The 13,712-nt window shown below is 61.0% G+C and carries 12 protein-coding genes; all 12 read right to left on the bottom strand.

The features are described 5' to 3' along the window. Positions 1–4: 4 nt before the first annotated feature. Entirely contained in the window at positions 5–1,111 is a 1,107-nt protein-coding gene (gene wbjC, locus PSQ39_RS12245) for a UDP-2-acetamido-2,6-beta-L-arabino-hexul-4-ose reductase (RefSeq protein WP_273927097.1), read from the bottom strand. 3 nt (positions 1,112–1,114) lie between these two features. Beyond that, positions 1,115–2,143, bottom strand: coding sequence for a polysaccharide biosynthesis protein (locus PSQ39_RS12240; protein WP_273927096.1), 1,029 nt, complete (start codon positions 2,141–2,143; stop codon positions 1,115–1,117). Next, the gene (locus tag PSQ39_RS12235; RefSeq protein WP_273927095.1) at positions 2,143–3,339 is read right to left on the bottom strand and encodes a glycosyltransferase family 4 protein; all 1,197 of its coding nucleotides are present in this window, start codon (positions 3,337–3,339) and stop codon (positions 2,143–2,145) included. The genes PSQ39_RS12240 and PSQ39_RS12235 overlap by 1 nt, the downstream gene beginning before the upstream one ends. 1 nt (position 3,340) lies before the next feature. Next, on the bottom strand, positions 3,341–4,255 hold the full coding sequence (locus tag PSQ39_RS12230) for a methyltransferase domain-containing protein (protein WP_273927094.1): 915 nt from the start codon (positions 4,253–4,255) through the stop codon (positions 3,341–3,343). Further along, positions 4,252–5,331: a CgeB family protein gene (locus PSQ39_RS12225; RefSeq protein WP_273927093.1), complete on the bottom strand. Its 1,080-nt coding sequence runs from the start codon at positions 5,329–5,331 to the stop codon at positions 4,252–4,254. The genes PSQ39_RS12230 and PSQ39_RS12225 overlap by 4 nt, the downstream gene beginning before the upstream one ends. Further along, on the bottom strand, positions 5,328–6,377 hold the full coding sequence (locus PSQ39_RS12220; protein ID WP_273927092.1) for a glycosyltransferase family 2 protein: 1,050 nt from the start codon (positions 6,375–6,377) through the stop codon (positions 5,328–5,330). The genes PSQ39_RS12225 and PSQ39_RS12220 overlap by 4 nt, the downstream gene beginning before the upstream one ends. After that, on the bottom strand, positions 6,374–8,239 hold the full coding sequence (gene asnB, locus PSQ39_RS12215; RefSeq protein WP_273927091.1) for an asparagine synthase (glutamine-hydrolyzing): 1,866 nt from the start codon (positions 8,237–8,239) through the stop codon (positions 6,374–6,376). The genes PSQ39_RS12220 and asnB overlap by 4 nt, the downstream gene beginning before the upstream one ends. Positions 8,240–8,242: 3 nt before the next feature. Next, positions 8,243–9,265: a hypothetical protein gene (locus tag PSQ39_RS12210; RefSeq protein ID WP_273927090.1), complete on the bottom strand. Its 1,023-nt coding sequence runs from the start codon at positions 9,263–9,265 to the stop codon at positions 8,243–8,245. Next, positions 9,262–10,074, bottom strand: coding sequence for a DUF268 domain-containing protein (locus tag PSQ39_RS12205; RefSeq protein WP_273927089.1), 813 nt, complete (start codon positions 10,072–10,074; stop codon positions 9,262–9,264). Before PSQ39_RS12205 ends, PSQ39_RS12210 begins: the two co-directional genes overlap by 4 nt. An 85-nt stretch (positions 10,075–10,159) precedes the next feature. Next, a complete protein-coding gene (locus PSQ39_RS12200; RefSeq protein ID WP_273927088.1) occupies positions 10,160–11,452 on the bottom strand; it encodes a lipopolysaccharide biosynthesis protein in 1,293 nt (430 codons plus the stop codon). Continuing rightward, positions 11,439–12,455: an NAD-dependent epimerase gene (locus PSQ39_RS12195; RefSeq protein WP_273927087.1), complete on the bottom strand. Its 1,017-nt coding sequence runs from the start codon at positions 12,453–12,455 to the stop codon at positions 11,439–11,441. Before PSQ39_RS12195 ends, PSQ39_RS12200 begins: the two co-directional genes overlap by 14 nt. Beyond that, positions 12,456–13,622: a nucleotide sugar dehydrogenase gene (locus PSQ39_RS12190; protein ID WP_273927086.1), complete on the bottom strand. Its 1,167-nt coding sequence runs from the start codon at positions 13,620–13,622 to the stop codon at positions 12,456–12,458. Between the last annotated feature and the right edge of the window lie 90 nt (positions 13,623–13,712).

Below are 13,712 nucleotides of genomic sequence, written 5' to 3'. Positions count from 1 at the left end.
GGGCTCAGACCGGCTGGGCCAGGGTGTCGGGGCGTTGGCGGTCAAAAATCTCGTTGGCCCACAGCATGACCAGCAGCTCGGTGTCGCCGATGTTGGTGATGTCGTGGGTCCAGCCGGGCACGGTTTCGACCACCTGGGGCTGCTCGCCCGAGGTGATGATTTCGTACCTTTCCTGCGTCAGCATGTGGCGAAAGCCAAAGCGGGCCTGGCCCTTGATGACCAGAAACTTCTCGGTCTTGCTGTGGTGGTAGTGGCCGCCGCGGGTCACCCCCGGGTGGGCGGTGAAGTAGGAGAACTGGCCCGCGTCGGGGGTCTTGAGCATTTCGACAAACACGCCGCGCGCGTCGCCGTGGCGCGGCAGGTCGTAGGCAAAGCGATCGGGGGGCAGGTAGCTGACGTAGGTGGCGTAGAGCGCACGCGTCAGGCCGGTGCCCACGCGTTCACTGACCAGGCTGCTGCGCACGTTCTTGAAGGCATCCAGCTGTGCGGCCAGCTCGCCCAGGCTGATGCGGTACTCGGGCGCCACGGTGCCCCAGTGCAGGCCGGGCTCGGGCTGGGCCAGGGCGCGCAGGAACTCACTGACCAAGTCGTCGATGTAGACCAGGCGCAGCACCGTGCTGGGGTCGTTGATCTGCACCGGCTCGTCGCGGGCGATGCGGTGGGCAAAGGTGGCCACCACCGAGTTGTAGCTGGGGCGGCACCATTTGCCGAACACGCCTGGCAAGCGGTAGATGCGCACCGGCATGCCCTGGGTCTGGCTGAGGGTGGTGACGGCCTCTTCGGCCACGCGCTTGCTGTGGCCGTAGGGGTTGTCCAGCTCGGCTTGGCTGGACGAGGCCAGCAGCAGCGGGATGGGGCGGCCGGCCTGGGCCAGGGCGCTGCACAGCGCTTCGGTGAGGCCGGCGTTGACGCGCATGAACTCGGCAGGATCGGCTGGGCGGTTTTCACCGGCCAGGTGGACCACGGCATCGCACTGGGCGACGCGCTCGGCCAGGTCTTGCAGGCTGTCGCCACGGTCGAAGCGCAGCACCTCATGGCCGGGCTGCTCTTGCAGCCGCAGCGTGAGGTTTTTGCCAATGAAGCCTTGCGAGCCGGTGACCAGAACACGCATGGCTTATTCCTCCGGCTGGGCCAGTTCGCCGCGCACGGTGGCCTGCATGAAGCTGAGCTTGAGCAGCAGCGCCTGCATGCCGGCCTGGTCAAGGCGGGTGGTGTTGTGCGAGGTGTATTCCACCGCTTCGGAGATGCGCGGCTCGCCTTGCTCGACGTACTTGCCGTAGTTGAGGTCGCGCAGGTCGGGCGGCACGCAGTAGTAGTCGCCCAGGTCCTGCGCGCAGGCCATTTCTTCGCGGCTGAGCAGGGCCTCGAACAGCTTTTCGCCGTGGCGCGTGCCCATCACCTGGATCGGGTGATCCGGCACTTGCATGAGGGTGGTGAGGGCGCGTGCCAGGGTGTCGATGGTGGCGGCGGGCGCTTTTTGCACGTAGATCTCGCCGGGGCGGCCATGCTCGAAGGCGAACAGCACCAGGTCCACCGCATCGTCGAGCGTCATCATGAAGCGGGTCATGTGCGGGTCGGTGATGGTGATGGGGCGGCCGCTGCGGATCTGGTCCACGAACAGCGGGATCACCGAGCCGCGCGAGGCCATCACATTGCCATAGCGGGTGGCGCAGATCACGGTGGCCTCCTGGCCACGCGACTTGGCGACGATCACCTTCTCCATCATGGCCTTGGAGATGCCCATGGCGTTGATGGGGTAGACCGCCTTGTCGGTGCTCAGGCAGACCACGCGCTTGACGCCGCAGGAGATGGCGGCTTCGAGCACGTTCTCCGTGCCCAGGATGTTGGTCTTGACGGCTTCGAGTGGATGGAACTCGCACGAGGGCACCTGCTTGAGGGCGGCCGCATGGTAGATGAAGTCACTGCCGCGCACGGCGTTGAGCACGGACTGCGGGTCGCGCACATCGCCGATGTAGAACTTCAGCTTGGGGCTGTTGTAGCGCTTGCGCATGTCGTCCTGCTTTTTCTCGTCGCGGCTGAGGATGCGGATCTCGCGCAGGTCGGAGTTCAGGAAGCGGCGCAGGACGGCGTTGCCGAAGGAGCCGGTGCCGCCGGTGATGAGCAGGATTCTGTCTTTGAACATCAGTCTTTTCTTTCTTCGCGCCCCAGCGGCGCTGGCACCCGCCGAGTACGAGGCTGGCGTTGGGCGACCTGGGCTAGGAAGGCAAAGGTTTCCTGGGCGCAACGCACCCAAGAATAGCGTTGCGCGCGTTGCCAGCCCAAGTGGGCCAGATGCTGGCGCAAGCCCTTGTCTTGTGCCAGTTGTTGCAAGGCGTTGGTGATCGACTCCAACGACTCCGGGTCGAAATACACCCCCGCGTTCCCCAGGGCTTCGGGCATGGGGCCTCGGTCGGCGCTGGCAATGGGCAGGCCCGCCGCCATGGCCTCGATCAGGATATTGGGAAGATTCTCGCAGCTGGATGCGAAGACGAAGGCGTCTGACGCCCGGTAAGACGCGTGCAAGGCCTCAAAAGGCTCTGCTCCAGACCAGTGCAGGAAGGATCGACCCGGGTCGAGTTCCTCGAGCACTGCGCGAAAGCGTGGGCCGTAATGTCCCCAGGACGCGCCGATGAAGCGGATCTCCACCGGCCAGCCTTGGGCGCGCAGCTGGCTTACCGCGCAGGCCACCTGGATCTGGTGCTTGTAAGGCATCAGGATGGAAACGTAGAGAAAGCGAAACGGATCCTGCGCCGTGCATGCACTCAGGGGGCGTGCTGGGCGCGGTGCCTGCAGAAATCGGGGCTCGATGCCATGTGGAATCAAGGCGGTGTCCGCCGGCAGCGGCCCCAAGGCTTGGGTGATGGCCTGTTGGGCGTACTCGGTGAGGAAGATCAGGCCATCGGCGGCCCGGAAGGAGCGGCTCTGGGATTGCCGCAGCAGCCGCATCTTCAGGCGCATGGCGCTGAAGCGTCCAAAGCGCGCAGCCTCCAAAGGTTCGAAGGGCAACATGTTCTGCGACATGGTCACCGTGGGCACGGGGCTCCAGGCCGGTAGCGTGCCGCCGGGCGAAAACAACAGGTCGCAGCCTTGGGCGCGTAATTCGCCTGGCAAGCTCAGTTGCTGCCCCAGCAGCCGTTGGGGCAGTGGGGCCTCCATCCAAGGAGCACTGCGCTTGTGCAGCCAGGGCGTATTGGGCAGCTTGGCGGCCGTGCCCGCACCGACCCAGATGGTCACGCGCTCAATGCCTTGCGCCGTGGGGTCGCCGGCTTGCAGCAGCTGGGAAAGGTGGGTGACCCCACCTCCTTGGCGGATATTGGAGGCGTCGATGCCGAGGTGCACTTCAGTCTCCGTGTTGCGCAGGGGCGGTGTGGCGCGATACGCCCTCGTTCATCGCAATCAGCTTTTGACGCACCGGGAATTGGTGACCACAGTCCTGGCATTCCACCTGCGTGTTGTGGGCCTGCAGTTTCACCCCGTGGCAGTGCGTGCATCGCAGCAAGGAGAGCAGATCGATTTGCACATTGCGGCTTTTTTGGGACAGCAGGTCGCGCAAGGTGTCGCGCAGCAGGGGTCTCAACTGGGCCGCCAGCCCACGCGGTGACCTGGACGGAGCGCTGGCCGGGGCTGGCCAGCTCGCATCGACTTCCGGATTGAGTACGCTGAAACTGATGTGTTGGTCCCAGTAGTAGCGGACGTGAAACTCAAAGGGGTGGCGGGGAATGAGGTCTTGGGTCATGACCCGTTTGACGCGGTCTTCGTACAACTCGACGACTTCCACGTCGTGCTGCCAGCCTGCTTTCTTGCGGATGAGCAGGGTTTGGTCGCGGCAGGTGATTTCGAGTCGATGGTCGCGGTAGGGGTTCAGTCGCTCCATCAGAGCGTCCGGAACCTCGATGTACCCGGCCTTGGCCACACGCTGCAGCTCCGACAGGAACTGGGCTGGGGCGCTCGAGTGTTCGAGGACATGCGCCGCAATGACGAAATCGAAGGCGTGGTCCTTGAAGGGCAGGTTTTCGACAAAACCCAGCACGGTCGGGCGGTCGGACGCCAGCGGCGCCCAGTGGCGTTCACGCGTGTTTTCGTAGGCATCCAACAGCACGTTAGCGCGGGGATAGGGGTTGCCCCCCGAGCCTACCTCAAGCACCAGGGCCGAGGCGGGAACTGGCGTGTGAAAGCGACGCAGGGCCCAAGCCAGCGGATCCAGCCCCAGTCGGCGCAACAAAGTCATCGCCTTGGATTGACTTGGAAAATTCATGTTGTTGAGCTTGATCGTTGAATACCTTCGATGGTCTTGAGCAAAGCCCCCATTCGGGAGTCGATGTCATGGCCGTCTTGGACCACGCGCGCTCTCCCTGCGGCGGCGACCCGCTCGCGGCGCGGGGCATCGCTCAAATAGAGCTTGATCTTGTGCATCATTTCATCGAGGTCCCGGAAGAACTCGACTTCGGAACCCTCCTGGAAGATCGAGGCTAGGTCGTCCGAGTACTCCGACAGCATCAAGGTGCCCGTGGCGGGTATTTCAAAGCAGCGCCGGGTGTAGGTGTCACGGTTCAGTTTGGATAGAAAGCAGAGCGCAATTTTGGCTCCGCATAAGGCGCGGTTGTAGTCCTCACCCCAGACCAAACGGGTCGGCGCAAATGGCTTCAGAGTGGCCGAGCGCGCCAGCGGCCCAGACCAGTATTTGTCAGGCCCAAAAAGACGCAGCCTCACGCCTTGGCGCACGATCTCTTCGAGGTGCTTCAAGCGCTGATCTGGTTCGAAGTGGCCAATAAAGACCACATCGGTCTCGTATTCGAGGTTTTGCGCTTCGTTCAGGGACACTGGGTGGTTGCGCTGTGGCACATACCAAGATCGCATCAGTTCGACGCGCTTAGCTCCAGCAGCCCGGAAGTCCGCCAAATTGGCATGTCGGTAGGCCAGCATCAAGTCGTAGTGCGCAGTCGCCGCCAGGAAGTGGCGCCACAGCGGCTTGGGTTGAGTGGGGGCGAACGGATCGTCGTTGTTGTAGCCCACCAGCACGCAGGCGGGCAGGGCTTGGCGCACCCGCTGCAATGACTGCGCTGTGATGTGCGTGCCCCGGTAGACAAAAATCATGTCAGGGCGCTCGGCCAAGGCCTGTCGCACGAAGTCGCGGTTGATGCGCCACAGGGTGGGGCCCATGACGTATTTGTTCTGGGCACGCAGCCACACGGAGCGCCAGCCTGTACCAGTGCCTGCGTAATAGTGATGCCACTTGAAGCCCGCCACCTCATGGCCCAAACGGCGCAAGGCGAGCATCACCTCCTGCTCGTGCAGGTCGGAGTGCCAGTCCCCGGCGATCAGCACTTTCATGCCTGGTCTCCACGGGCGGCGCCAAAGCGTGGGGTGTGCCCCAACCGCTGCTTGATGAATTGGATGATGGCATCAGAGCGCGCCTCACCCAGTAACAGCAGGCTGATGAAATAGAGGTGAAACAAGGGTGAACGCCAAAGCCCCAGGCCGCCCAGGTTCAGGCCGTAGCGCAAAAACACCCGGAACGGACGCTTGGCCTGAATCGACAAGATTGGGTAGGCATAGTGCCCGATGTCGGCGCGGATGTGGGCGAACACCGGCAGTTGTTGGGTCGTCTCGACATGGCGTGCGATTTGCAACATGCCCCGCATGAAGTGGATCGACGATTCAGGGGTTTGGTCGTGGGGGACGAACTTGCCGCGCTCGGAATCACTGTTGCCGAAATCAGGCGGCGTGCCATCGCGGCGCAGCGCAATGATGTCGGGCACAAAGACCACGCTTTGGCGCGCCAGAATCATTCCCACCAAGTAGAGCTGGTACAGCAAGGTGCCATCAAAGGCCATGGTGCTGACTGCGTGCGCAGCGTCTCGCTGGATCACCATGCCCGAAATAACCACCGATCTGCGGTAGGCCGTGAAGACCGCCGTCGCGCCGCCTGCGATCACCCGCTCCTGAGGGAAGTAGCGAAACACCTGCTTCGGGGTCTCTGGGCTGGTGTCGAAGGAGGCGTAGCTGCGCACCACTACGCCGCAGTCATGGGTGCGCGCAATGGCGTCTGCAATGGCCTTCAGCGCCCCAGGGCACAGCAGGTCGTCATTGCCCATGAACAGGCAGTAGCGCCCCTGAGAAAGCTCGACCAAGCGTCGGATGTTGCCGTCGTAGCCCAGGTTTTTAGGGTTGAGCTCGCAGTGGATGCGTCCTGCATGCTTTGCTTGGTATCGCTGCACCACCTCGGTGATCTTGATCCGCTCGGGCGAACCGTCTTCGCAGATCAGGATGTCGTAGTCGTTGCAGTCCTGACTCAGGATCGAGTCCAGCAGGGCCGGCAGCAAAGAAGCTCGGTTGTAGGCTGGGATACAGACGGTGAAAAGAGGTCTAGTGTTCATGAAGCAGCGTTGCGCATCGCCAGGGCGAGCATCATCAGGGCAAAAAGACGCCCACCGTTGGCACGGCCGGCCATCTGGCCGCGTATCAATCCCTTGACTGCATCGAGGTCGATTATGTCGGGCAAGCCCTCCATTTTCGCAAAAAGGCCTGACTCGCCTTCTTGACGCAGCCATTCGTTGAGCGGGATCGAGAAGCCTTGCTTGCGTTGGGTGTCTAAGTCAGCAGGTAGCCATTGTTGGCCCAGTCGGCGTTGTAGTCGGCGTGACTCTCCGCCTTTTACCTTCCAATCGGCTGGCAACTGGCCAAAGGCGAACTCGATCAGACGGTGATCCAGAAAGGGAGCTCGGACTTCCAGGCTGTGGGCCATGCTGGCGCGGTCCACTTTGACGAGAAAATCATCGGGCAATATGCTGCCGAAATGCGTCCGCGTCATGCTGTCCAGTGGGCCTGATCCGGCGGCAAATCGCGCCAGCAGAAAGCGCTCTGGGGCCTCCAAATCAGCACCGAGTTCGCGCAACAGAGCCGGGTTGAGCAGTCGTTGCCGCAGGCGGCAGTCAAAATAAGGTCGACCCCATATCAATTGTTGGTAGGGGCCGTGGCGCAGCGAGGCCAGCCGGTTGCGACCTCGCACTCCGGCGGGCAAGTAAGAGGCCAACTGCGCCAGTGGGCTCAGCACTGCACTCGGAACCCAGCCCCAGCGCTGCGCATCGGCCATGCTGGTGGTGTAGTCGGTGTAACCCCCAAACAGCTCGTCGCCCCCGTCCCCGCCAAGTGCCACGGTCACTTGTTGGCGTGCCAGGCCAAATACCAGCCAAGCTGGCAAAATGGAGGAGTCGGCAATGGGTTCATCAATGAAGGGAGCCAGGCCATCGAGCAGGCTCAGACTGGGACGCTCCAAGGGCAAGACATGGTGGCGTGTGCCGAAGTGGCTGGCTACTTTTTGCGCATGCTGCGCTTCGTCCAGTGACGAGCCCGGCAAGGCGATGGTGAATGTCTCCACCGGTCCGCTGCTCACTCGGGCGGCGGCAGCCGTGATCAGGCTGGAGTCCAGGCCTCCGGAGAGCAAAACGCCGACGGGCACATCGGCCATCAGGCGCAGGCGTACCGAGTCTTCCAGCAAACGGCCTGCTTGCTCCAACAGAGTACTGGGGTCTTCTGGCGCGATGCCCCCTTGGTAGGAGGGCAGTTGCCAGTAGGGGCGCAGACTCAACTCACCCGAGCTGATTGTGAGCCAGCCGCAGTGGGCGGGCGGCAGCTTGTGTACGCCTCGGAACAGGCAGAGGTCGCTGGGCACGTAGCCTAGCGAGAGGTAAAAGTTCAGGCCTTGGGGGTCGATCTCGCGGCTGTGATCCAATGACTTCAGCTCTGATCCGAATTCAAAGCCATGGCGGTCGTGTCGGTAATACAAGGGCTTCTCTCCAGCCCGGTCGCGCGCCAAAAACAGACGTGCCGCCTCGGAGCCTGAGCGTCCGTCGTAGATAACGAAGCTGAACATACCGTTGAGTCGCAGCAGGCAGCCCTCGCCCCAAGCGAGGTAGCTGGCGAGCAGGACCTCAGTGTCGCTGTCACTGCGAAAGCGGTGTCCCAAGTCCTGGAGTTCTTCGCGCAGGGAGAGGTAGTTGTAGATTTCTCCATTGAAGACGATGGCGCAGCGCTCATCCTGGCTGAGGAAGGGCTGGTGCCCTCCGGCGGTCAAGTCAATGATGGCCAGGCGACGTTGGGCCAGGCCGACGCGCTGGTCGGTACTGAACCAGGTCCCGCTGTCGTCCGGGCCTCGATGGCGCAGCCGATCACGCTGCCGCACGAGTCGCTCTGGGTCCACCGCGCCGTGGAAGGAAACATTGCCGTAAATGCCACACATGGTTCAGGCTTTGCTCTTGGGGGTGCTAGGCCGAGGTCTCTTGGGCAGTGCGCGGGGTATGAACGACACGGCATGTTCTTCATGGGGCGACCGTGGCTGGTGCTGCCGCCAGCCTCGGGTGTCAATCATCTGACCTTGCTGCCATTGAGTGAGAAGAAACTCCGGAGAAACATCGCCACTGAGGTTATGAACTTCAGTCTGCACCCGGTTGAAGGGAATGTTGAGGATCTTGCTCTCTTCAAAGCACAGGCCTCCGCGTTCGGCGCAAAGGCCATTGAAGGTGGTCAACATGCCTTCGTAGGTGTTGGGCGCGTTGAAGTCTCCCAAACGGGTCATGACTTTGACTTCTGCGGTGGGCAGGATGTGGCCGTCGACCGACCAAGGATAGGACCACTCATTGCCTTGCTCGAACCAAGAAAATCGGAGTAGCTCGGTATGGTGGGCGCTGGGCCGCAGGGCGGCAGGCATTTGGCTCATGTGAGCCGTATAGCTGCGGCGCAGATGTGGGCTGAGGCGCAGGCTCAGCACCTCCTGTTGCGGGTTGATGCCGACGCAAACGTCAAAATCGATGGGTTTGATGAAGACGATGTCGTCCACCAGAAAAAATACCTGGCGGGTCTTGATCTGGCTCAGGACGCCCAGCAGCACCGGTTTGAATTTCTGGGATTCTTCCGTGAACTGGACCTGGGGCAAAAAACGAACAATTTCTTCTTGAGCTTCTAGGTAGGATTGGGCGTGGGCTGGGCTGCTGGCACGGTAGATGATGTGAAGCGCAGGAATGTGCTGCGCCAGTTCGGCGCATGAGTGCAGCAAGGCATGCAATTGAAGTGCTCGGTCTTTGCTGAATACGATGCCCGTCAAGCCGTCATGCAGTTGGTTGTCTTCTAGAGTCGCCAACTCGCGCACGGCACGCAGACGCTGTATATCCAAGGCCGCATGCGCCTTCTTCGACTGCAGGACTGCCCCGATGCTGTCGGCTGCTTGCTGTAGCGTTCGAGTGGTCAGGGCACGCACTTTTGCTTTCATGCGAGGTCCTCGCGTGGTTGTGCGAGCTTCTTGAAGGTGAATAAGCCCAGTGCATAGCGCTCTGATGCCACCTGAGCCAAGTTGGCTTCGGTGATGGCCAGGGTGCTGACCTCGTGACCATTGCGGATCACCAGCCATTCCAGGGGGTGCAGGTGGTACGTGGCAGCCGCCGCCAAAATCATGGCTGGCGAGAACACATTTTGAGCATTGAACTCGATCCTGGGCTGGCCCATGGGAGTCGCCAAATACAGTACACCGTCTGTTTTGAGCATGCGAGACAGGTTGCGGATGCCATCCCGATAACCCAGGGGTTGTACGGGGTCACCATATCGACCTAAGCCAAAATGCTCTAAGGCGTGCAGGCAGGAGATGGAGTCACAGTAGTTCTCGGCCGGGGGCGTGTCACTCATCAGGTTACCTTGGCGAAAAACGATGCCAGGGATCTGGGTGCTGATGGGACGAATGTCAAACACTTCGATGGTTCGGAAGCTGGCGACGTGGGCGACGAAGCCGTCCACGCGAGAACCGATGTCCACATGCCGCGAGGGTTGGGCCTGGTGAATTTTGCGAGCGACCAACAGGTCTTGCCAAAAATACTCGTTCTTGGTCGAGCCGCCTTCTTCGTACCAGTCATGCAGGCACGGAACCAGCTCCAGAGCCCCCGTGTATTGGCGTTTGAGTTGGCGGTAATCACGGAGAAAACGAGGCAGACCTTTCCATGCCTTTGCGAATTTCGTCACATCGACGCCCAATTGGGCGGTGAGGAACCATTGCAGGCGTACGAGGCTGGATTTCAGTTTGGGATTCAATGGATCGCTCCGGGCTCGCGATGGCGGCAGATACAGAAGGTGCATGCCAAGACTGAGCGGTTTTTTGGTATCTGAGGGCTCATGGTCATTGGGAATGATGGACGGAGGAGGCGCGGGTCAATAGCATCATCCAGCCGGCATAGAGCCCAGCAGACAAGACCCCCGCCCCCACGATGCCAGCCAGCCCAAACCAGTGAGCTGCGAGCAAATTCGCGACGATACCGATGATAGAGCTGCCAATTTTCGCTCGACTTAACTCAGCTGTGCGCAGGTTGGACTGCAGAATCAGTGCAAGGGTTTGTCCGGTGGCCAGCAGGCCGCCGGACATCACCATCCAAGGCAATAGGTAGGACACGCTTCCATAATCACGTTGTGCAAAAAGCCCCAAAATCTCGGCATGCAACCAGTGGCTGGCTCCAAAACCCAATGCCGTCAGCAGCATGACGAGCACGCCGGCTCGCCAAGCCAAGCGTTCCATGGCGCGTCGGCGCTGCGGATCGCTGGCATCCCCTACGCGCTGGAAGGCAATGGGCATCAAAAATTGCACGAGCATGCCACCCAGCAGGGTGATGGGGTAATAACCCAATTGGTACACCACGGCGTAGAGGCCCACATCAGCCGTCGAACTGAACCATTGCAGCGCCCATCGGTCTGACGAGAGCTGGAGCCAGGTGAAAAAGCCGTACAGGCTGGTGGGTAATGTCACGCTGAGAATGTCGCGCCGCCAGGTATTCTGCGCCTCTACTGGAGGGCGGATCGTTGATTCCCGCAGGCGGTGCAGCAAATGTCCTTGGTACAGCACAATGAACATCATGGACAGGACGTAGCCGAGCAGGGCTGTTTCGCTGCTGCTGCCCAGTACACCCGCCAGAACGCTGATGGCAGCGATGCGCAGCCACGGCTCAAAACCCTGGCTCAGCGCAACAACAAAGCGCTGCCTGGCTGCACTTTGCAGACCACCGAGAACAGCATTGATGCCCGCCAGAATCGACAGCATCATGGCCAGACTCAACAGCGGCATCAGGTGCACCTGTCCAATGGCCCAGGCTACAGCCCAAGTCACCATCGCAAGCAGCAGCACCATACCCGTCGCTTGCAGCAAAAGAGCTTGGCTGCTGTGCAGAAAGGTTCTCAGCGCAGCCTTTTCGGCAGCTGGCGCGTAAAAGCGTGTCACGCCACCCGCGAGGGGCCCGAAAATGATTTGATTCGCAAGCGCTGCTACGGTCAGGCCTAAAGTCAATTCGCCGTAGGCACTGGGGCTGAGCAGTTCAGTCAGCACGCGGATCATCACCAGCGAGCCCAGAACGCTGGCTGCCTGCCCCGCCACAACCCAGCTTCCTTCCCCAAGCAGGCGACGCCAGCGGTTACGCTGACTCATGCGCGTGGTATCGAACAAACCAGTCAACAAATTGGTGAATGCCCTTCTCCAAGGGGGTGGCTGGACTGAAATTGATCTCTTTTTGTAATTGCTCGGTGCTGGCGAAGGTGGCGACAACGTCCCCTGATTTCATCGGAAGGAGCTTCAAGACAGCACGCTTGCCCAGGCGTTTCTCAATGATTGAGATGAACTCCAACAGTTCCACTGGTTGGTGGTTGCCGATGTTGTAGAGCCGGTAGGGCGCGTAGCTGGAGCTGGGGTCTGGCAGCGCAGGGTCGAAGTGGGGATTGGCGCTGGCGGGTTTGTCCAGCACCCGCACGATGCCTTCGGTGATGTCGTCGATGTAGGTGAAATCACGCTGCATGCGCCCTTCGTTGAAGACATCAATCGGGCGTCCTTCCAAGATGGCTTTGACGAACAAGAAGTAAGCCATGTCCGGACGACCCCAGGGACCGTATACGGTGAAAAAGCGCAAGCCCGTGGTGGGCAGGCCATACAGATGACTGTATGCGTGGGCCATCAACTCATTGGCCTTCTTGGTCGCACCGTAAAGGCTGACTGGGTGAGCGATGGGGTCGCTTTCTGAAAACGGCATCTTCGTATTACTGCCGTAGATACTCGAGCTGCTGGCATAAACCAAATGTTGTACTTGGTTTTGGCGGCAACCCTCCAGCACATTGACAAAACCGATCAGATTGCTGTCCGCGTAGGCATGGGGATTTTGAATGGAATAACGAACACCGGCCTGTGCCGCCAGGTGCACGACCCGGTCGAAGCTTTCTTTCGCAAAAAATGCCTCCATCGCAGGGCGGTCTGCGATGTCAAGGCGCTGAAAACGAAAGCCAGCCTGCGGTTGGAGCAACGCCAAGCGTGCGTCCTTGAGCGCCGGATCGTAGTAGTCGTTCAGATTGTCGATGCCGACCACGGTGTCGCCTCGGGCGAGCAATTGTTGTGCGACGTGCATGCCAATGAAGCCTGCGCACCCAGTAACCAGAACTTTCAATTAATCGCTCCCAAAGAGATCTCGTGTGAATACTTTGCCTTGCACGTCCGACAAAGAATCCGTCATGCGGTTCGACACAATCACATCCGCCTCGCGCTTGAAAGCCTCCAGGTCATTGACCACGCGGGAGTTGAAGAAGCGGTCTTCCTTCATCGCGGGCTCGTGCACGATCACTTCAATGCCCTTGGCCTTGATGCGCTTCATGATGCCCTGGATGCTGGAGGCGCGGAAGTTGTCCGAGCCCGCCTTCATGATCAGCCGGTACACGCCCACCACCTTGGGCTTTTTCGCCAGGATGGCGTTGGCAATGAAGTCCTTGCGCGTGGTGTTGGACTCCACGATGGCGTGGATCAGGTTTTGCGGCACCTGGTTGTAATTGGCCAGCAACTGCTTGGTGTCCTTGGGCAGGCAATAGCCGCCATAGCCGAAGGACGGGTTGTTGTAGTGCTTGCCAATGCGCGGGTCCAGGCCCACGCCTTCGATGATCTGGCGTGAGTCCAGGCCATGCGTGGCGGCGTAGGTGTCGAGCTCGTTGAAGTAGGCCACGCGCATGGCCAGGTAGGTGTTGGAGAACAGCTTGATCGCCTCCGCCTCGGTGGAGTCGGTCAGCAGCACCTCGATGTCTTTCTTGACCGCGCAGTCCTTGAGCAGGTGGGCAAAGATGCGGGCCCGTTCCGAGCGCTCGCCCACCACAATGCGCGAGGGGTGCAGGTTGTCGTGCAGGGCGCGGCCTTCTCGCAGAAACTCGGGCGAGAAAATCAGGTTCGGGCAGTTCAGTTCGGCCCGCGTCTTGGCGGTGTAGCCCACCGGCACGGTGGACTTGATCACGATCACCGCTTGCGGGTTGATGGCCATGACGTCGCGGATCACCGCTTCCACCGACAGGGTGTTGAAGCGGTTGGTGTCCACGTCGTAGTCGGTGGGCGTGGCCACCACCACATAGTCGGCGCCCAGGTAGGCGTCATGTTTGTCCTGTGTGGCGCGCAGGTTCAGCGGCTTGTGGGCCAGGAAGTCTTCGATTTCCACATCCACAATCGGGCTGCGGCGGCTGTTGATCAGTGCCACTTTCTCGGCCACGATGTCCAGCGCCACCACCTCGTGCTGCTGCGCCAGCAGCACGGCGTTGGACAAACCGACATACCCGGTTCCGGCGATCGCGATTTTCATGAGGGGGCTTACCTTGCTGAGGCGTGAGGGTGAAAGTCTGGGGGGCGGCGCAGCTCAACGAGTCGTCCGTGCGCCTGAGCGCCTGATTGG

It is taken from the genome of Curvibacter microcysteis (assembly GCF_028649455.1).
GTDB lineage: Bacteria > Pseudomonadota > Gammaproteobacteria > Burkholderiales > Burkholderiaceae_C > Curvibacter > Curvibacter microcysteis.
Note: the sequence above shows the minus strand (reverse complement) of the source record. Positions and strands in the feature narration are given on the sequence as shown.